Source organism: Streptomyces sp. NPDC059679 (assembly GCF_042734105.1).
In the GTDB taxonomy this organism is placed as follows: Bacteria; Actinomycetota; Actinomycetes; order Streptomycetales; family Streptomycetaceae; genus Streptomyces.
In genome coordinates this window covers 20,255-39,185 of record NZ_JBHWES010000048.1, presented here as the reverse complement: position 1 = coordinate 39,185, position 18,931 = coordinate 20,255, and the positions used below count along the sequence as shown (strand labels likewise).

Sequence of the window (18,931 nt, the reverse complement as noted above, 5' to 3'; positions counted from 1 at the left end):
GCCGCCCCCCGCCCGTCGTGCAAGGATCAACCCATCGCCCCGGAAGTGAATCTGACCTTCCGATTGGTCGATCCAAATCTGCTTCGCCCTGTTCTGTATGCCCGTATGCCCGTACCTCTGGGAAGGCCTCCGATCTTGTCTGCTGTGTCCGCCATGCCTGCCGCAGTGCGCCTGCCGCGCACTGCGGCCGCACGGCGGGCGCTGCTGGCGGCGCTGTTCCTCGGAGGTTTCCTGGCGCTCGCGTTCCTCTTCGGGGGCAGCGCGCACGCCGCGGACCGGACGGACGCGGGCGGGGCGGCCGGCTCGTCGGCCACCTCCGGGCTGCTCGGCCCGGACAGCGCCGACGACACCGTGGCGCGGCATACGAACGACGCCGCCCAGGCCACCGACGACCCGGGGGCCACCAAGGCCACCGACGACGCGGCGCAGGTCGCCAACGATGCCGTACGGGATGCCGTACGGCCGGTGGAGGAGCAGACCCGGGAACTCACCGAGCCGGTCACCGACCTGCTGGACCAGACGGGCAGGTCTCTGCCCGTCCACCTGCCCTCCGACGTGCTCGGCGGGGCGGGCGACGACACCGGTCCGAGCGGTTCCGTGCCTGCTCAGCAGCCGTCCGACGGCCACCAGGCCAAGGGCGACAAGGCATCCGGACACCAGGCCGCGCGCGCCGCTACCCGTATGGGGCCCACGGCCCCGCGGTCGGCCGTGACCGCGCCGCGCACTGTCGCCGATCACGACCGGGCTCCGGTCGTGCGGGCGGCGCACGGCCCGGCCCAGGGCGACGGCGTTCCGGCGCCGCTTCCCTTCCCCTTCCCCGCCGGTTCTCCGGCGGGGGCCGTCGCCCAGTGCACCGGCGACAGCGGTGCCCCCCGTAGCGGGGACACCCATGCCGCCCTGGTGCCCGGCGGCCAGGCCGGCCACTGGCTGCGCCCCGGCGCCGTACGCGCCGAGAGCTCCGCGCCCACGCGTGAGCGGTTCAACGAAGTCCTCGAATTCCCCGGCTAGGGCAGACCTCCACTCCGTCTGTTTGAGACCTGCCGCGCGGGGGCGGGTCAGGTCTGCCCGTCCGAACATCCCCCCTGAATTCGAAGGACTTCCCCCTCATGCGTAACAACATCCGCCGTTCCATCCTCGTCGTCGCCGCTGCCACCGGTATCTGGGCCCTCGGTACCGCCGCCGCCAACGCGGACACCCTCCCCGAGGTCCCGGCCACCGACAGCGTCACCAGCACCGTCGGCGGCGCCGCCAAGACCGCCGGGGACACGCTGCCGACCGACGGCGTCAAGGACGTGACCAACGGCGTGGCCGACACCTCCAAGGTCACCGGTGCCGCCGGCGAGGCCGTGGACGGCGCCAAGGCCACCGTGGACGGCGCGGCCTCGAAGGTCACCGGCACCGCGAAGGGCGCCCTGCCGGGCGTCGGCGACGTGACCGGCCTGACCGACGGTCTGACCGACGGCGTCGCGGGCGGCGCCACCGACAAGGTCGACCCGGCGAAGACGGTCAAGAAGGCCAAGAAGACCGTCAAGAAGGCGCAGAAGGCCGCCAAGAAGGTCACCGGCGGCGTCGACCTGCCCACCGGCGAGGTGCCCGGCGTCATCCCGCAGCTCCCCGGCCTCGGCTCGCTGCCGTCCGTGCCCGCCCTGCCCTCCGTCCCGGGCGAGCTGCCGACCGTCCCGGCCACCCCTGAGCTGCCCGCCACCCCTGAGCTGCCCGCCACCCCCGGCTCGGCCGACGACCTGCTCGCCGCCCTCTCCGGTGCGGGTGTCCGTCCGGAGGAGCTGGCCGGCAAGGCCCAGCGCGCCGTGGGCGACGCCCAGGCGACCGCCGGTTCCATCGCCCCGGGCGAGCTGCCCCCGGCCGGGAACGACGTCGTGGGCAAGGTGACCCCCGTGGCCCAGCAGACCGTCGGTGACGCCGGCATGCTGGCCGACGATGTGTACCTGCAGGTCGCCCCGTACGCCCAGAACCTGGCCAACGGCGCCCAGGACAGCGCGACGGGCGTGGCCGCCGACAGCGTGCTGCTCGTGCAGGGCCTCACCATGACCGTGACCGCCGACGGGCAGATCGTCGTCGGCGACGCGGTCGCGGGCGCCCGGACCCTGGTCCCGTCGCTGCCCGGCGACCTGACCGACCTGACGGACGCCGCCAACATCCCGGGCCTGCCGGTCCTGCCGACCCTGCCGGGCGTCCCCTCGGTCCCGGCGGACCTCCCGGCGGTTCCGGCCACGGGCCTGCCGACGGTTCCGGCCGACCTGCCGAGCGTCCCGGCTGACCTGCCGACCGTGCCCGCGGACCTGCCGACCGTCCCGGCTGACCTGCCGACCGTGCCCGCGGACCTCCCGGCCGTTCCGGCCGACCTGCCGACCGTGCCCGCGGACCTGCCCACCGTCCCGGCCGACCTGCCCACCGTCCCGGCGAACCTGCCGACCGTCCCGGCTGACCTGCCGACCGTGCCCGCGGACCTGCCGACCGTCCCGGCCGACCTGCCCACCGTCCCGGCGAACCTGCCCACCGTTGACGGCATCGACGGTGTTGACGGCCTCGGCGGGCTGAACATCTGATGACACAACCTGCCGTACGCCGTACGGCATCTGCTTGACCGATCGGGCGGCCCTCGTTGGGGAGGGGGCCGCCCGATCGGCATTTCCCCCTCCGAGCAGCACGGCTGTACAAAGATAGGTGGGTATGGTCGCGATCTGTGACCGTAATCACCGCGCCAGTGTGATCTGCGATTTAGGGTCGCAGGTCCTGCGGGGATAACCTGCGAGACGGACATGCCGCGTACCCGGCGCACGTGTGCCGCCTCGTCAAAGATCGCGTCCTCACGCTGCCACCGCGGCACGCCCGCGCAGACAACGAACCGCGATTTCCAGGAAAAGGGACGGACGCGCGTGGACCTGTTCGAATACCAGGCGAGGGACCTCTTCGCCAAGCACGGTGTACCGGTGCTGGCCGGTGAAGTCATCGACACGCCTGAGGCGGCGCGCGAGGTGACCGAGCGACTGGGCGGCCGCGCGGTCGTCAAGGCGCAGGTCAAGGTCGGCGGCCGCGGCAAGGCCGGTGGCGTCAAGCTGGCCTCCGACGCGGATGACGCGGTCGCCAAGGCCACCCAGATCCTGGGCATGGACATCAAGGGCCACACGGTCCACAAGGTGATGCTGGCCCAGACCGCGGACATCAAGGAGGAGTACTACGTCTCCTTCCTGCTGGACCGTACCAACCGCACCTTCCTCGCCATGGCCTCCGTCGAGGGCGGCGTGGAGATCGAGGTGGTCGCCGAGCAGAACCCCGAGGCGCTCGCCAAGATCCCGGTCGACGCCATCGAGGGCGTGACCAAGGAGAAGGCCGCCGAGATCGTCGCCGCGGCGAAGTTCCCGGCCGACATCGCCGACCAGGTCGCCGAGGTGCTGCAGACCCTGTGGAAGGTCTTCATCGCGGAGGACGCCCTCCTCGTCGAGGTCAACCCGCTGGTCAAGACGGGCGAAGGCAAGATCATCGCCCTGGACGGCAAGGTCTCCCTGGACGAGAACGCCGCCTTCCGCCAGCCGGAGCACGAGGCGCTCGAGGACAAGGCCGCGGCCAACCCCCTCGAGGCGGCCGCCAAGGCCAAGGGCCTCAACTACGTCAAGCTCGAGGGCGAGGTCGGCATCATCGGCAACGGCGCGGGTCTGGTCATGTCGACCCTCGACGTCGTCGCGTACGCCGGTGAGAACCACGGTGGCGTCAAGCCCGCCAACTTCCTCGACATCGGCGGCGGCGCCTCCGCCGAGGTGATGGCCAACGGCCTGGAGATCATCCTCGGCGACCCGGACGTCAAGTCCGTCTTCGTCAACGTCTTCGGCGGCATCACCGCCTGTGACGCCGTGGCCAACGGCATCGTCCAGGCCCTGGAGCTGCTGAAGTCCAAGGGCGAAGAGGTCACCAAGCCGCTCGTCGTGCGCCTCGACGGCAACAACGCGGAGCTGGGTCGCAAGATCCTCACCGACGCCAACCACCCGCTCGTGCAGCAGGTGGACACCATGGACGGAGCGGCCGAGCGCGCCGCCGAGCTCGCGGCTGCGAAGTAAGGGAACAGGTCACCAACACCATGGCTATCTTCCTCACCAAGGAAAGCAAGGTCATCGTCCAGGGGATGACCGGCTCCGAGGGCCAGAAGCACACCCGTCGGATGCTCGCCTCGGGCACCAACATCGTCGGTGGTGTGAACCCGCGCAAGGCCGGTACGAAGGTCGACTTCGACGGCACCGAGGTACCGGTCTTCGGCACCGTCAAGGAGGCCATCGAGGCCACCGGCGCCGATGTCACCGTCATCTTCGTCCCGGAGAAGTTCACCAAGGACGCGGTCATCGAGGCGATCGACGCCGAGATTCCGCTCGCCGTCGTGATCACCGAGGGCATCGCGGTCCACGACACCGCCAACTTCTGGGCCTACGCCGGCCAGAAGGGCAACAAGACCCGCATCATCGGCCCGAACTGCCCGGGCCTGATCACGCCGGGTCAGTCGAACGCGGGCATCATCCCGGCCAACATCACCAAGCCGGGCCGGATCGGTCTCGTGTCGAAGTCCGGCACGCTGACCTACCAGATGATGTACGAGCTGAGCGACATCGGCTTCTCGTCCTGCGTCGGCATCGGCGGTGACCCGATCATCGGCACCACCCACATCGACGCCCTGGCCGCCTTCGAGGCCGACCCCGACACCGACCTGATCGTGATGATCGGTGAGATCGGCGGCGACGCGGAGGAGCGGGCCGCGGACTTCATCAAGGCCAATGTCACCAAGCCGGTCGTCGGCTATGTGGCGGGCTTCACCGCGCCCGAGGGCAAGACCATGGGCCACGCCGGTGCGATCGTGTCCGGGTCCTCCGGCACCGCGCAGGCGAAGAAGGAGGCCCTGGAGGCCGCGGGCGTGAAGGTCGGCAAGACCCCGTCCGAGACCGCCCGCCTGGCGCGCGCCGCGCTGGCCGGCTGACGCCGCCGACCGGGCGCTGACCGGGCGCCCCACCGGAGCGTACGGCTCACGGGCGCGGGCCCGCACCACCCACGAGGTGGTGCGGGCCCGCGCCTTTTGCCGTTCCCGTTCCGGCTGCCCTTCCGCCACCTGCGCATATCCGCCCTTACCGCGAAAGCCGCATAAGCGCAATCTTTACGACACGGCGACTAATCGCCTGATGTGCGGATGAAACGGCAGTTATTGGCAGCATGGGCGCGTGACCCAATTGACCGATCGCAGCCCGTCGTTGTCCTCCCCTGGCCGCGCCGCGCTCCGGCGCCCCTCCTCCGAGGTGAGAGAGGCGTTCCTCGGCGGCGTCGTCGCCGCGGGGCTCGGTCTTGGCGCGCTCGCCGTCGTCGTACTCCTGCTGTGGATCACCTCCTCGTCTCCCGACACCAGCCCGGACGGCGCCCTGCACATCGCCGCCGACCTGTGGCTGCTCGCGCACGGCGCGGAGCTCGTACGGACCGAGACGCTGTCGGGGGACTCCGCGCCCGTCGGGCTGACCCCGCTGCTGCTCAGCGCCCTGCCGTGCTGGCTGCTCTACCGGGCCGGGCGCCATGCGATCGAGACGGGCGTGCCGGAGGAGACGGACGAGGCGGCGGAGGCGGCGGGCGGCCCGGGGCTATGGGTGTCCGAGGAGGCCACGCTCCACCCGCGCACTGCCTTCGGATGGGTGACGGGCGGCTATCTGCTGGTCGGGGTGGCCATCGTGGTGTACGCCTCGACGGGTCCGCTGCACGTCGAGCCGTTCAGCGCCCTGCTGCATCTGCCGCTGGTCGGCGCGGCGGCCGTCGCGGTGGGGGTGTGGGCGGCGGACGGGCGGTTCCCCGGACCGCTGCCGCCCGGCCCCGTACGCGAGGCGTGCCGCCGCTGGCGACGCCGGCTGGGTGACTGGTTGCGCGCGCGGTTGGTCGCCCGGGCGCCGCGCGCCGTACGGCTTGTCTCGGCCCGTCACCGGCTCAAGCGCCTGGTGCGTCTGGTGCGCCTGGTGTGTCTCGTGCCCGTCGTACGGCTCCGCTCGGCGGCCGGGCGCCGGGGTGCCGCCCCCGGGGCCGTCGAGCCGCGGCCCCCGGCGTACCGGACCCCTGCCTTCCGCGGCGCTGTGCTGCGGGCCGCCGGGGGCGCGGTCGTCGTGCTGCTCGGCTGTGGCACGCTGCTCACGGCGGTGTCGCTGATGAGCCACGCGGGCGCGGTGCAGCTGGCGTTCCTGGAGCTCAGTGACGTGTGGTCCGGCCGTTTCGCGGTGCTGCTGATCAGCCTGGCGCTGCTGCCGAACGCGATCGTGTGGGGCGCGGCGTACGGACTCGGCCCCGGGTTCACGGTCGGCTCCGCCGCCGTCGGCCCGCTCGGCGTGGCGGACTACCCCGACCTGCCCGACTTCCCCCTGCTGGCCGCGCTGCCGGCCGAGGGCGGGGGCGTCCCGCTGAGCTGGTTGACGGGGTGCGCGGCGGGGGCGTCGGTGGCGTGGTTCGTCGCGGTCGCGGCCGTGCGGTGGGTGGACGGCGCGGAGGGCGGCCAGAGCGCTCAGAGTGTCCAGGCCGTGCGGGTTGTCCAGGCCGTGCACCCCGTCCAGAGCAGGGGCGGGGATGGGAGTGCGGGCGGCGGCGAGGGGCGGCGGGCGCTGCGGTCGGCCGTGTCGGTGTGGGGGTGGGGCCAGACCGCCCTGATGGCCGCGGGCGCCTCGCTCGGCTGCGCGGCCGCGATGGCGCTGCTCGCCGGTGCCTCGGGCGGAGCCCTGGGCACCCACGGACTCGCCGAACTGGGCCCCAGCTGGTGGCATACGGGCACGGCGACACTGGCCTGGACCGCCCTGCCGGGGATCCCCGGAGCGGTCCTTCTGCGATGGCTGCGGCTGTTCGTACCCGCGCTGATGGCCTGGGTGGCCCGTAAGGCGGAGGCCCGGGCCTGGGCGGCCTCGGCGACGCCCCCACCGCGATCGAAGCGATCGGAGGCCGAGCGCCGGAGCTCGCGGGACAGCCGGAGCTCGCGGGACGGCCGGAGCTCGCGGGACGGCCGGAGCGCGCGGGACGGCCGGAGCGCGCCGGGCACCGGGGGTGACGGTGGCGCGGACGCCACCAAGACGCCCGCGCCCTGGTGGCGGCAGTTCTTCCCGCACTACGACACGGCGCCGGGCCCCAAGGCCGACCGGCCTGGGACCCCGCCCACCGACCTGGGTCATTAGGCACCCAGGGCCTGTCCCGCGGGGGAGTGCGCCGGGCGCTTACGCTCCTCCGCGAGCCGCATCGCCGCGCAGGCGCCGGTCAGGATGGCCAGGCCGGTGGTGATGCGCTGCTTCGCCATGAGTCCCCCGGAACTGTTGGGGCACGCGAAAGGGGCGGCTGCGACGTATGCGCGTCGCAGCCGCCCCTGCTGTTCGGGTTCCTCGGACCCGCTCAGTCCTCCGTGCTGAGCAGCGGCCGGAGCTGCTTGGGCAGCAGGTCCTCGCAGGCGTGCCGGGAGGTCTGGGTGAGGGAGTCGTCCACACAGGAGTAGTAGTCGCTGTAGACGATCTGCGTGGTGAAGGTCGCCGCGACGATGGCCAGTGCGAGACCGCCCGTGACCAGCCCGCTGATCGCCGCCGTGGCCTGCGGCTTCGAGGGGCTGCTGCCCGGCGCGGGGAGATGGGCCGGGGTGGTGCCGGGAGCGGGCGGCGGAGCGTTCAGCGGGGCGGCCGAGGGCGGCGTGGGGGCCGGTCGGCGCGGCTTGGCGCGCAGCGAGCTGATGCCCCAGTAGACGGCCAGCGCGCCGAGCAGCAGCGCGATCTCCGGCAGGCTGAACAGCGCGAAGAAGAAGGCCCACATGCCCGCGAGCAGGGCGTAGCGGGCGCGCCGCTGGGCCGGGTCGTTCGGGTCCCAGCGCGGGCCGCCGGAGCCGCCCTGGCCGCCCGTTCCGTTCGGTCGGCCGGGGTTTGAGCCGAAGCCGCCGTTCTGGCGGCCGGGCTGGCGGCTGCTCCACTGGCTGCCCCAGGCCGGGGGCTGCTGTGGCGGGCCGTCCTGGCCGCCTTGACCGCCGCCCTGGCCCTCCTGGTCTCCCTGGCCGCTCTGGCCTCCCTGATCGCTTTGTATGGCGCCGCCGGGGGTGCCGGGGGCGGCAGGCCAGGGGGTGCCAGTCGGGCTGCCCGGACTGCCGGGTTCACCGGGTCCGCCCGGCGCGGCGCGGCCGTCGTCGCCGCTACCGCCGCCAACGCCCTCACCGCCCGGCGCGGTGTCGGGCCGGTGCCTGGGCTGCCAGGGCTGGTCCGGCCGTCCCTCCGGCGGCGGTGCGAAGGGGTTGTTCTCCTCGCGCCCGGAGGGCGAGCCCTCGGGTGAGGCGGAGGAGGACGGGGACTGCTGCTCACGCAGCAGCGGCGTCGTGCGCGACGTGCGGGCGTACCTCATCGCGGCCCCCCGGTGCGCGCAGGGGTCGGCGTGAGGCAGTGAGCCGCGCGGCGGCGTCGGTCCGGCATGTGGAGGTGTCTTCCCCTTGTGTCGTCGTGATGCACGCAAGGCTTCCGTAGGGCCTGCGCCGTACGGCTCCCCTTGCGTGGGACGCGACGGTGGTTCCCACGGCGTCAGTCGGATTCGCAGTCCAGACGCTACCTCCCGCGCTCGCCCCCGTCCCCCGGGGGCCGTTTCGTGTGCCGGTATCGTTGCTGACGGTCGGCGGCTTCGTAGAGTTCCCCGGAATTCATGACTCCGCGTCCTTGTATGTCCACACAAACGCAGTGGCGCCGCCACACACAAGCACTCTGAGCACCCGCGCACCGCCCGCATCGCCCGCATCGCCCGCGAGAAAGATCCCCGCCGTGGCCTCCCCGCCCTCCCTCGCCGCCCGCCCCGAGCGCCCCGCCCGCCTCGTCGTCCTCGTATCCGGCTCCGGTACGAATCTGCAGGCGCTCCTCGACGCGATCGCCGCCGAGGGCGCCTCCGGCTTCGGCGCGGAGGTCGTGGCCGTCGGCGCCGACCGCGCCGGTATCGCGGGCCTGGAGCGCGCCGGGCGCGCCGGGATCCCCACCTTCGTCTGCCGGGTGAAGGACCACGCCACCCGCGCCGAATGGGACCGCGCGCTGGCCGAGGCGACGGCCGCGTACGAGCCGGACCTCGTGGTCTCGGCGGGGTTCATGAAGATCCTGGGCCAGGAGTTCCTGGCCCGCTTCGGCGGCCGGTGCGTCAACACCCACCCCGCGCTGCTGCCCAGCTTTCCCGGCGCCCACGGCGTGCGCGACGCGCTCGCGTACGGCGTGAAGGTGACCGGCTGCACCGTCCATCTCGTCGACGACGGAGTCGACACCGGCCCGATCATCGCCCAGGGCGTGGTCGAGGTCCGGGACGAGGACGACGAGTCCGCTCTGCATGAGCGGATCAAGGAAGTCGAGCGCTCGCTGCTCGTCGAGGTCGTGGGGCGTCTGGCCCGCAACGGCTACCGCATTGAGGGACGAAAGGTAATGATCCCGTGACCGCCGAAGGTACGAAGCGGCCCATCCGCCGCGCGCTGGTCAGCGTCTACGACAAGTCGGGGCTCGAGGAACTGGCCCGGGGGCTGGACGCGGCCGGGGTCCAGCTCGTCTCGACCGGCTCGACGGCGGCGAAGATCGCCGCCGCGGGCGTTCCGGTCACCAAGGTGGAGGAGCTGACCGGCTTCCCCGAGTGCCTGGACGGCCGCGTCAAGACGCTGCACCCGCGCGTCCACGCGGGCATCCTCGCCGACCAGCGGCTCGACTCGCACCGCGAACAGCTCGCCGAGCTGGGCGTCGAGCCCTTCGAGCTGGTCGTCGTCAACCTCTACCCGTTCCGGGAGACCGTCGCCTCGGGCGCCTCGCCCGACGAGTGCGTCGAGCAGATCGACATCGGCGGCCCCTCCATGGTCCGCGCGGCCGCCAAGAACCACCCGTCCGTGGCCGTGGTCGTCAACCCCGAGCGCTACGCGGACGTCCTGAAGGCCGCCGCCGAGGGCGGCTTCGACCTCGAGCAGCGCAAGCGGCTGGCGAGCGAGGCGTTCCAGCACACCGCGGCGTACGACGTGGCGGTGGCGAACTGGTTCGCCGAAGGCTACGCGGCCGACGAGGGCCCCTGGCCGGACTTCATCGGCGTCACCTACGAGCGCAAGCAGGTGCTGCGCTACGGCGAGAACCCGCACCAGCCCGCCGCGCTCTACACCAACGGCACGGGCAAGGGCCTCGCGTACGCCGAGCAGCTGCACGGCAAGGAGATGTCCTTCAACAACTACACCGACACCGAGGCCGCGCGGCGTGCGGCGTACGACCACGACGCGCCCTGCGTCGCGATCATCAAGCACGCCAACCCCTGCGGCATCGCGGTCGGCGCGGACGTCGCCGAGGCCCACCGCAAGGCGCACGCGTGTGACCCGCTCTCGGCGTTCGGCGGCGTGATCGCCGTCAACCGCCCGGTGACGGTCGCCATGGCCGAGCAGGTCGCCGAGATCTTCACCGAGGTCATCGTCGCCCCGGAGTACGAGGACGGCGCCGTCGAGGTGCTGGCCCGCAAGAAGAACATCCGCGTGCTGCGCTGCCCCGACGCCCCGGCGGCGGGCGGCGAGTACCGGTCGATCGAGGGCGGCGACCTGGTGCAGGCCAAGGACCGGCTCCAGGCCGAGGGCGACGACCCGGCCAACTGGACCCTGGCGACCGGCGAGGCGCTGGACGCCGACGGCCTGGCCGAGCTGGCCTTCGCCTGGCGCGCCTGCCGGGCCGTGAAGTCCAACGCGATCCTGCTCGGGAAGGACGGCGCGACGGTCGGCGTCGGCATGGGCCAGGTCAACCGCGTCGACTCGGCGCGGCTCGCCGTACAGCGGGCGGGCGAGGAGCGGGCGAGCGGCTCGTACGCGGCCTCCGACGCCTTCTTCCCCTTCCCGGACGGTTTCGAGGTGCTGGCGGAGGCCGGGATCAAGGCCGTGGTGCAGCCGGGCGGCTCGGTCCGCGACGAGCTGACCGTCGAGGCGGCCCAGAAGGCGGGCGTGACCATGTACTTCACCGGCACGCGCCACTTCTTCCACTGAGCGGTACGGACCGAGGGCCGCACCCCCGACGCGCGGGGTGCGGCCCTCTGGCCGTAGGCGACACACGCCACACGACACAGGACATACACGGCTCGGATCCCGCCAGACCCCGGGTGGGGCGGGCCCTGATTGGAACAGACGTCCCCGAATCCGGGAGGATGAAGCCATGACCGCGCAGATTCTCGATGGCAAGGCAAGCGCAGCCTCGATCAAGTCCGATCTCGTCAGCCGAGTGGAGGCGCTCAAGGCCAAGGGCATCCACCCCGGGCTCGGAACCGTGCTGGTCGGTGAGGACCCGGGCAGCAAGTGGTACGTCGCGGGCAAGCACCGCGACTGCGCCGAGGTCGGCATCGCCTCCATCCGGCGCGACCTGCCCGAGACCGCCACCCAGGAGGAGATCGAGGCGGCCGTACGGGAGCTCAACGAGGACCCGGCCTGCACGGGCTACATCGTGCAGCTGCCGCTCCCCAAGGGCATCGACGCCAACCGGGTACTGGAGCTGATCGACCCGGCCAAGGACGCCGACGGGCTGCACCCGATGAACCTCGGCCGACTGGTGCTGAACGAGACCGGCCCGCTGCCGTGCACCCCGTACGGCATCATCCAGCTGCTGCGCCACCACGGCGTGGAGATCAACGGCGCCCATGTGGTGGTCGTCGGCCGCGGTATCACCGTCGGCCGGTCGATCGGGCTGCTGCTCACCCGCCGCTCGGAGAACGCCACGGTCACGCTGTGCCACACCGGCACCCGCGATCTGTCCGGGCTGCTGCGCCAGGCCGACATCATCGTGGCGGCGGCCGGCGTGCAGCACCTGATCAAGGCGGAGGACGTCAAGCCGGGGGCCGCGGTGCTCGACGTCGGCGTCAGCCGGGACGAGCACGGCAAGATCGCCGGCGATGTGCACCCCGATGTGAGCGAGGTCGCGGGCTGGATCTCCCCGAACCCGGGCGGCGTCGGCCCGATGACCCGCGCCCAGCTGCTGGTCAACGTGGTGGAGGCGGCGGAGCGCGCCGCCAAGGCCGCCGACGGCGACGCCGACGGCGAGGGCGAGGGTGACAGCGACGGCGGCAGCGGTGCCGGGCATGCCGGCTGAGGCCGGTGAGCCGGCCGCCGAGCCGGCCGGACAGCGCCCCGCGGCGGCGCCGAACGGAGCTGCGGCGTCGAACGGGGCGGCAGGGCTGAACGGAGCTGCGGCCCCCAACGGGGCTGCGGCACAGAACGGAGCAGCGGCGCACAGCGGAGCAGCGGCGCACAGTGGCGCGGCGGGGCGCCCTGCCGCCAGATCGCGCCGATTCCCCCTGATCACCCGGGACACCGCGCGCCCCGAGGGCGGTGGCCGCGCCGCGTCCGGCGGCGCCCCGGCGCCCGCGCGCCAGTGGCCGCTGCTGGTGGTGATGGGCGGCGTCGGCGTGGGGCTGCTGGTGGTGGCCCTGGACGCGTTCCGCGCGGGCACGATCCTGGTGGGGCTGTCCCTGCTGGCGGGCGCGCTGCTGCGGTGGGCGCTGCCGGAGGTCGGGATGCTGGCGGTGCGCTCCCGGTTCACCGACATGCTGACGTACGGGGTGCTGGGGTCGGCGATCGTGCTGCTGTCCCTGATGGCCCAGCCCAAGCCCTGGCTGAAGGTGCCGTTCCTGGAGGACGTGGTGCACTTCACCGTCCGATAGGGCGATGAGGTCTCTGCCCCCACCCGACCGCTCAGCGCCCGTGCACGACGACGGCCCGTCCTCTCCCCCGAAGAAGGACGGGCCGTCTGAGATAAGGGTTCTGTTAAAAGCCCTGCTGGATCAATGGACGTCGAGGGCCTGTGGCCCGGAAGTGACCATTCCGGTACGACGTCTCGGGTGCGCAACAGCCCTATAGGGGCGCATTGGGAGCGCGCCCAGGTCCGGAATGCTCCGGTGCGCCCCTGCTGGGGGAACTGTCATTCTTGGGCGGGGCATCTCCCTGGGTAGCGGATCCAGGACTCTCAAGGGTGCCCAAACGGGGGCAGGGCACGGGAAGTTCACGGGCACGGGGGGACAGGGGGAGGCAATGCCTCGTTGGAGGGGGCTGCCGGACGAGCTCGATCCGCAGGTTCGGGAGTTCGTCGGGCAGTTACGCAGGCTCGTCGAGCACAGCGAGCTGAGCCTCGTCGCGGTCGCCGACCGCACTGGCTACAGCAAGACGTCGTGGGAGCGCTACCTCAACGGTCGTCTGCTGCCGCCGCAGGGCGCGGTGGTGGCGCTGGCAGAGGCGACGGGCACGGACGTCGAGCATCTGAGCACCCTGTGGGAGCTGGCGGAGCGCGCGTGGAGCCGTTCCGAGTTACGGCACGACGTCACGATGGAGGCGATCAGGGTCGCGCAGGCGCGGGCCGCGCTGGGGGAGACGGGCCCGCTGCCGCACTCGAGGAACGGCCGTGCGGCGGAGGAGGCCGAAGCCGGGTGGGCCTATACCGAGCCGCCCCGCAACGAGTCACCCCGTACGGAGACGCCTTGGGCCGAGGCATCCCGTACGGAGACGCCTTGGGTCGAGACACGCCGTACGGAGCCAGAGCCGCAGAGGCCCGCGACGCCGCGCACCGAGCCACCCCACACCGAGCCACCCCACACCGAGCCACCCCATATCGCTGAGACGGCGGTTCGCAGGGCGGCTGCCGTGCCGCCTGAGCCGCCTGTGGCGGACCCGCCGCTCGTCTCCGGCGCACCGGCCCTGCTTCCCGATCCGCCCGAGCCGCGTGATCCGCCAGGCCCGCCCCCGTCGCCGGACAGGCGCCGCCGACGCGTCCCGCTGTTCATCGCCACGGCGGTCGGGGTGCTGCTCATGGGCGCGGCAGTGGTCCTCCTGGTCAACCCGGGAGGCCAGGCCGACGAACGGGCCGAGGACCCGACGCCCGGGCCGACCACGACCAGCGGCCCCCGCCTGCCCAGCGGAGTGAAATGCACCGGCCGGGAGTGCACCGGCAAGGACCCCGAGACCATGGGGTGCGGTGGCGCGTACGCCAGGACGACCGCGAGCGTGACCGTTGGCAGCGCGTATGTCGAGGTGCGCTACAGCAAGGTGTGCGGCGCGGCGTGGGCCCGGATCACCAAGGCCGCCCCCGGCGACCGGTTACAGGTGACCGCGCCCGCCCAGGGCGCGGTCGGCCCGGCGCGCACCGAGTACGGCAAGGTCGACGCCGACGGCGACGTCTACACCCCGATGATCGCGGTCGGCTCCACCACCGAGGCCAAGGCCTGCGCCACCCGCACCACCGGACAGCGCGGCTGCACCACGACGGCCGCGGGGCGCACCAGCGCGCCGTGAGGGCCGCCGGGCGCCGTCGTCCGAAGGGATCTCAAGGAAATATCCGGGTCGGGCGGCATGCGCTCGCCGAATCGGGGCAGGCGCAGGCCGACCCCCCCACGGGTGCGGCATGGCACCGTGGCGGCCGCCTGCTACTCCCCCTCCTCGTGCAGGCGGCCGCCGAATGCTGCCGGGAGCCGAATGGCTGCCGGGCCTTGTCTGTCGGCGGTGAGCGGTTACACAGTGGCCCCTGGGGCCCCGTGTGTCCCCGTCGGATAGCCTGACGCCGGTATCTCGACACCAAGAGATCGACAGAAAACACAGCGCAGGAGACCGCCATGACCCGCACTCCCGTCAATGTCACCGTCACCGGCGCGGCCGGCCAGATCGGCTACGCGCTGCTCTTCCGCATCGCCTCCGGTCAGCTGCTCGGCGCGGACGTGCCGGTCAAGCTGAACCTCCTGGAGATCCCCCAGGGCCTGAAGGCCGCCGAGGGCACCGCGATGGAGCTCGACGACTGCGCCTTCCCGCTGCTTCAGGGCATCGACATCACCGACGACCCGAACGTGGCCTTCAACGGCGCGAACGTGGCGCTGCTCGTCGGCGCCCGGCCGCGGACGAAGGGAATGGAGCGCGGCGACCTGCTGGAGGCCAACGGCGGCATCTTCAAGCCGCAGGGCAAGGCCATCAACGACCACGCCGCGGACGACATCAAGGTCCTGGTCGTCGGCAACCCGGCGAACACCAACGCGCTCATCGCCCAGGCCGCCGCGCCGGACGTACCGGCCGAGCGCTTCACCGCGATGACCCGCCTGGACCACAACCGCGCCCTCTCGCAGCTCTCGAAGAAGACCGGCGTCCCGGTCGCGGAGATCGCCAAGCTCACGATCTGGGGCAACCACTCCGCCACCCAGTACCCGGACGTCTTCCACGCCGAGGTCGCGGGCAAGAACGCCGCCGAGGTCGTGAACGACGAGCAGTGGCTGGCCGAGACGTTCATCCCGACCGTCGCCAAGCGCGGCGCCGCGATCATCGAGGCGCGCGGCGCTTCGTCGGCCGCCTCCGCCGCCAACGCCGCCATCGACCACGTGTACACCTGGGTCAACGGCACCCCGGCCGGGGACTGGACCTCCGCCGGTGTGGTCTCCGACGGCTCGTACGGCGTGGCCGAGGGCCTTATCTCGTCCTTCCCGGTCACCGCCAAGGACGGCAAGTTCGAGATCGTCCAGGGCCTGGAGATCAACGACTTCTCGCGCTCCCGCATCGACGCCTCGGTGAAGGAGCTCGAGGAGGAGCGCGAGGCCGTGCGCGGTCTCGGCCTGATCTGACGGCCGCAGATATCCGAAGGGCCATCTTCCGGTATTCACTCCGGAGGGTGGCCCTTTTGCTGTGCTCTATGACTGTGGCTCAGCTTCCCCTATTTTGGGAGGAGTTGACTGCCTGGCTCGGGGGGAGAGCATGGCTGAGAACACGAACACGAACACGAACACGGACACAGGCGCGGAGAACGACGAAGAGCCCGCGGGGGCGGGCGGGCGCGCATACGGCGATATCCGTATCGGCTCCGTCCGTGGTGGCGCCGTCGGCATCGGTGACCACAACTACATCGTGAATGTGCGGGCGGAGTCGTCGGTGGCGCGCGACCCCGCGTACGAGCGGCTGCTGGAGGCCATACGACAGCTCGGCGCGGATCTTGCGCGGCTTGTCGAGAGCCCCGAGGTCAGCGCGCTGGCGGATGAGCTGTCCGAGACCGAGGACGAGATCCGGCGTACCGGGGCGGCGGCCCCCGGACGCCTCGCCCGGCTCCGGGCGGTGTTGCAGGACGCGAGTGCGAGCATCGGCATGCTGGCGTCCGGCGTGGCTCTGGGACAGGCGGTCGGCGCGCTGCTGGGCGGCTGAGCAAAGCCGTCGCGCGAGGGGAAGCCGGCGCGCAAGGGTCGAAACATCGGGGGGCTGGGATGAGCGACGGAGGCGCGGAACAGAGGGAGTGGGCGGACGGTGGCGGCGCGCCGCCACCGCCTCCTCCGTCGGTCGGCGATGCGCGGCGGGGTCTGCGGGTGGCCGCCGTGGCGGTGGTGCTGTGCGCCGCGCTCGCGTTCGCCGGATGGGTGGCGTTCGGGAGCGATGGCAAGGCCGGGTATCGGGCGGGCCCCGTCCCCGGGGTCGGCGACAGCTCGGTGCCCAGGCCGTCGGAGACGGACGGGGTATCGCCCGACGGGGCCTCTCCGGCCCCTGGCGAGGAGTCCGGCACCCCGACCAGCACCCCCTCCGATGTGCCGTCCGATACGCCCTCGGCCTCCCCGTCCGGGTCCCCGGCGCAATCCCCGTCCCTGTCCCCCTCGGCCTCGCCCGGCGCGTCCCCGCCCGCCGGTTTCCGTACGGAGGACGACCCGGCGGGCTTCACCCTCGCCGTCCCGGACGGCTGGCGGCGCACCGTCGAGGGGCCCAGCGTCTTCTACACCTCGTCCGACCAGGCCACCATGGTGCAGATCTTCGAGCTGCACGGCCCGGAGCAGACGCCGTACGAGTCGGCGCAGGAAGCCGAGCGCATAGCCTCCCGCCAGCGCGGCTATGAGCAGATCACCCTGGAGCGGACCGGGCAGGGTGCCATGGACCCGGCGGAGCTGGAGTACACCTACGACAGCGAGAAGTACGGCGGCTCCCGGCGGGTCCTCGACCACCGCTTCACCGCGTCCGACGGCACGATGTACGCCGTGCTGGTCATCGGCCCGGGCGACGACCGCGCCGGACAGCAGGAGATACAGCGGGCCGCCGTCGATTCCTTCCGTCTGAGCTGATCCTCGCCGTTCCGAGGTGATGCGATTCATCCCCTGGGGAGCATCTGTGCGCGAACGCGTACAGCTTGTGACCAAGTGAGCCCGACCACTTTCGAATGACAATCACGCATAGGTCCGCACCTTTCGGGGAGGGGCTTCGCGTTGCCGACGCGGTCGGCGGCGCCAGTCCAGTAACACCGGAAGGCGGAGCAGACGTGTCGGCAGTCGAGACCATTCATGTGGACGGGGCGTGGCGTGCCGCCGCGTCCGGCGCGCAGCGGGAGGTCCTTGACCCCGCCGACGCCAAGACCCTCGCGGTCGTATCCGAGGGCGGCGCCGAGGACACCGACGCGGCCGTCGCCGCCGCCCGCCGCGCCTTTGACACGGGCCCCTGGCCGCATACGCCCGTGGCCGAGCGGGCGGCGCTGCTGCGCCGCGTCGCCGATCTGCTCCAGCGCGACCGCGAGAAGATCGCGCTGCTCGAGAGCCGTGACACCGGTAAGACGCTCGAAGAGGGGCGGGTCGACGTCGACGACGTCACCAACGCCTTTCGCTACTTCGCCCAGATCGTCGTCGGCGAGTCGGCCGGGCGCGTGGTCGACGCGGGCACCCAGGATGTGCACAGCGTGGTCGTGCATGAGCCGGTGGGCGTCTGCGCGCTGATCGCCCCATGGAACTATCCGCTGCTTCAGGCCAGCTGGAAGATCGCCCCGGCGCTCGCCGCGGGCAACACTTTTGTCGTCAAGCCCAGCGAACTGACCCCGCTGTCGACGATGTATCTGATGGAACTGCTGGTCGAGGCCGGGCTGCCGGCCGGGGTCGGCAATCTGGTGACCGGCACCGGGGACCCGGTGGGCGCCCGGATGGCCGAGCACCCCGATGTGGATCTGGTGTCCTTCACCGGCGGCCTGGTCAGCGGTACGAAGGTGATGCAGGCGGCCGCGCCGGGCGTGAAGAAGGTCGCGCTCGAACTCGGCGGCAAGAACCCCAACGTCGTCTTCGCCGACGCCTGCGACACCGCCGAGGGCTTTGACACCGCCGTCGACCAGGCCCTCAACGCCGCCTTCATCCACAGCGGCCAGGTCTGCTCCGCCGGGGCCCGGCTGATCATCGAGGAGTCCGTACGCGAGCGGTTCGTCGCCGAACTCGCCCGCCGGGCCGAGAAGATCAAGCTCGGGCGCGGCACCGAGCCCGGTGTGGAGTGCGGTCCGCTCGTATCGGCGCGCCAGCTCGACAAGGTCGAGGCGTATGTCGCCTCCGCGCTGGAGGAGGGCGCGCTGCTGCGCTGCGGCGGTGCGCAGCCCGAGCCGTCCGACGTCCGCCCCGCGACCGGCTACTTCTATCTGCCGACGATCCTCGACCAGTGCAACCGCGAGATGGGGGTGGTGCGGGAGGAGACCTTCGGGCCGATCCTCACCGTCGAGTCCTTCCGCACCGAGGACGAGGCCATCGCGCTCGCCAACGACACCGAGTACGGGCTCGCGGGCGCCGTCTGGTCCAGCGACACCGCGCGGGCGCGGCGCGTCGCGGGGCGGCTGCGCCACGGCACCGTATGGATCAACGACTACCACCCCTATCTCCCGCAGGCCGAGTGGGGTGGCTTCGGGAAGTCCGGTATCGGACGCGAACTCGGCCCCTCGGGCCTGGCCGAATACCGCGAGACCAAGCACATTTACGAGAACCTGCGGCCCGCCCCGGTCCGCTGGTTCGCCGGCTGAGCCGTAGGCCCGTCACCCCGCCAACCCGTCACCCCGTCACCCCGCCAAAACCCCTTCCCCGTCCCCCTACGCACACGGCACGCCGCACGTCCCCACACCCCGTACACCCCCACCCCCTGCGTACGTACGCGCCATGTATGTACGCCCCACGCCCGGGCCTCGGTCCGGGGCCGCGA

Annotated in this window: 16 protein-coding genes; 14 read left to right on the top strand and 2 right to left on the bottom strand. The window is 72.3% G+C overall.

From position 1 onward, the window contains the following. Window positions 1–153: 153 nt before the first annotated feature. From ACFV2X_RS37185 to ACFV2X_RS37165, 5 genes are all read left to right on the top strand, one after another. On the top strand, window positions 154–1,008 hold the full coding sequence (locus tag ACFV2X_RS37185; RefSeq protein WP_385625428.1) for a hypothetical protein: 855 nt from the start codon (window positions 154–156) through the stop codon (window positions 1,006–1,008). Window positions 1,009–1,106: 98 nt separating this feature from the next. Then, complete coding sequence (locus ACFV2X_RS37180) at window positions 1,107–2,567, top strand: hypothetical protein (RefSeq protein WP_385625427.1); 1,461 nt, start codon at window positions 1,107–1,109, stop codon at window positions 2,565–2,567. 330 nt (window positions 2,568–2,897) lie between these two features. Then, window positions 2,898–4,073 (top strand): ADP-forming succinate--CoA ligase subunit beta, encoded by a 1,176-nt coding sequence (sucC, locus tag ACFV2X_RS37175; RefSeq protein WP_385625425.1) that lies wholly within the window; start codon window positions 2,898–2,900, stop codon window positions 4,071–4,073. A gap of 20 nt (window positions 4,074–4,093) precedes the next feature. Further along, entirely contained in the window at window positions 4,094–4,978 is an 885-nt protein-coding gene (gene sucD, locus ACFV2X_RS37170) for a succinate--CoA ligase subunit alpha (protein WP_014177349.1), read from the top strand. Window positions 4,979–5,216: 238 nt separating this feature from the next. Then, the gene (locus tag ACFV2X_RS37165) at window positions 5,217–7,184 is read left to right on the top strand and encodes a DUF6350 family protein (protein ID WP_385625423.1); all 1,968 of its coding nucleotides are present in this window, start codon (window positions 5,217–5,219) and stop codon (window positions 7,182–7,184) included. Here ACFV2X_RS37165 and ACFV2X_RS37160 read toward each other — a convergent pair. Then, window positions 7,181–7,303, bottom strand: a complete 123-nt coding sequence (locus tag ACFV2X_RS37160; protein ID WP_385625422.1) for a hypothetical protein — start codon at window positions 7,301–7,303, stop codon at window positions 7,181–7,183. The two genes, ACFV2X_RS37165 and ACFV2X_RS37160, sit on opposite strands and share 4 nt — an antisense overlap. Before the next feature lie 92 nt (window positions 7,304–7,395). Continuing rightward, entirely contained in the window at window positions 7,396–8,379 is a 984-nt protein-coding gene (locus ACFV2X_RS37155; RefSeq protein ID WP_385625420.1) for a hypothetical protein, read from the bottom strand. A gap of 407 nt (window positions 8,380–8,786) precedes the next feature. Here ACFV2X_RS37155 and purN point away from each other — a divergent pair, with 407 nt between their 5' ends. The 9 genes from purN to ACFV2X_RS37110 all read left to right on the top strand — a co-directional run bounded on the left by purN (window position 8,787) and on the right by ACFV2X_RS37110 (window position 18,755). Beyond that, window positions 8,787–9,437 (top strand): phosphoribosylglycinamide formyltransferase, encoded by a 651-nt coding sequence (gene purN, locus ACFV2X_RS37150; protein ID WP_385625418.1) that lies wholly within the window; start codon window positions 8,787–8,789, stop codon window positions 9,435–9,437. After that, a complete protein-coding gene (gene purH, locus ACFV2X_RS37145; protein ID WP_385625417.1) occupies window positions 9,434–10,996 on the top strand; it encodes a bifunctional phosphoribosylaminoimidazolecarboxamide formyltransferase/IMP cyclohydrolase in 1,563 nt (520 codons plus the stop codon). The genes purN and purH overlap by 4 nt, the downstream gene beginning before the upstream one ends. Window positions 10,997–11,162: 166 nt before the next feature. Continuing rightward, window positions 11,163–12,089 carry a bifunctional methylenetetrahydrofolate dehydrogenase/methenyltetrahydrofolate cyclohydrolase gene (locus ACFV2X_RS37140; protein ID WP_385625415.1) on the top strand — a complete coding sequence of 309 codons (927 nt, stop codon included), beginning with the start codon at window positions 11,163–11,165 and terminating at the stop codon, window positions 12,087–12,089. Next, window positions 12,079–12,660 carry a DUF3017 domain-containing protein gene (locus ACFV2X_RS37135; RefSeq protein WP_385625413.1) on the top strand — a complete coding sequence of 194 codons (582 nt, stop codon included), beginning with the start codon at window positions 12,079–12,081 and terminating at the stop codon, window positions 12,658–12,660. Before ACFV2X_RS37140 ends, ACFV2X_RS37135 begins: the two co-directional genes overlap by 11 nt. Window positions 12,661–13,027: 367 nt before the next feature. After that, window positions 13,028–14,281 (top strand): DUF2690 domain-containing protein, encoded by a 1,254-nt coding sequence (locus tag ACFV2X_RS37130; protein WP_385625411.1) that lies wholly within the window; start codon window positions 13,028–13,030, stop codon window positions 14,279–14,281. 317 nt (window positions 14,282–14,598) lie between these two features. After that, window positions 14,599–15,588 (top strand): malate dehydrogenase, encoded by a 990-nt coding sequence (locus ACFV2X_RS37125; RefSeq protein WP_089512565.1) that lies wholly within the window; start codon window positions 14,599–14,601, stop codon window positions 15,586–15,588. Between the two features lie 130 nt (window positions 15,589–15,718). After that, on the top strand, window positions 15,719–16,159 hold the full coding sequence (locus tag ACFV2X_RS37120; protein WP_385625409.1) for a hypothetical protein: 441 nt from the start codon (window positions 15,719–15,721) through the stop codon (window positions 16,157–16,159). A gap of 59 nt (window positions 16,160–16,218) precedes the next feature. Beyond that, window positions 16,219–17,058, top strand: coding sequence for a serine/arginine repetitive matrix protein 2 (locus tag ACFV2X_RS37115; RefSeq protein ID WP_385625407.1), 840 nt, complete (start codon window positions 16,219–16,221; stop codon window positions 17,056–17,058). Between the two features lie 194 nt (window positions 17,059–17,252). After that, entirely contained in the window at window positions 17,253–18,755 is a 1,503-nt protein-coding gene (locus tag ACFV2X_RS37110) for an aldehyde dehydrogenase family protein (protein ID WP_385625405.1), read from the top strand. Window positions 18,756–18,931: the final 176 nt, after the last annotated feature.

Coding starts and splice junctions, on each gene's coding strand:
- ACFV2X_RS37160 (WP_385625422.1), bottom strand. CDS start 7,303: ATGGCGAAGCAGCGCATCACCACCGGCCTGGCCATCCTGACCGGCGCC.
- ACFV2X_RS37185 (WP_385625428.1), top strand. CDS start 154: ATGCCTGCCGCAGTGCGCCTGCCGCGCACTGCGGCCGCACGGCGGGCG.
- ACFV2X_RS37140 (WP_385625415.1), top strand. CDS start 11,163: ATGACCGCGCAGATTCTCGATGGCAAGGCAAGCGCAGCCTCGATCAAG.
- ACFV2X_RS37115 (WP_385625407.1), top strand. CDS start 16,219: ATGAGCGACGGAGGCGCGGAACAGAGGGAGTGGGCGGACGGTGGCGGC.
- ACFV2X_RS37120 (WP_385625409.1), top strand. CDS start 15,719: ATGGCTGAGAACACGAACACGAACACGAACACGGACACAGGCGCGGAG.
- ACFV2X_RS37155 (WP_385625420.1), bottom strand. CDS start 8,379: ATGAGGTACGCCCGCACGTCGCGCACGACGCCGCTGCTGCGTGAGCAG.
- sucD (WP_014177349.1), top strand. CDS start 4,094: ATGGCTATCTTCCTCACCAAGGAAAGCAAGGTCATCGTCCAGGGGATG.
- ACFV2X_RS37135 (WP_385625413.1), top strand. CDS start 12,079: ATGCCGGCTGAGGCCGGTGAGCCGGCCGCCGAGCCGGCCGGACAGCGC.
- ACFV2X_RS37130 (WP_385625411.1), top strand. CDS start 13,028: ATGCCTCGTTGGAGGGGGCTGCCGGACGAGCTCGATCCGCAGGTTCGG.
- ACFV2X_RS37125 (WP_089512565.1), top strand. CDS start 14,599: ATGACCCGCACTCCCGTCAATGTCACCGTCACCGGCGCGGCCGGCCAG.
- ACFV2X_RS37180 (WP_385625427.1), top strand. CDS start 1,107: ATGCGTAACAACATCCGCCGTTCCATCCTCGTCGTCGCCGCTGCCACC.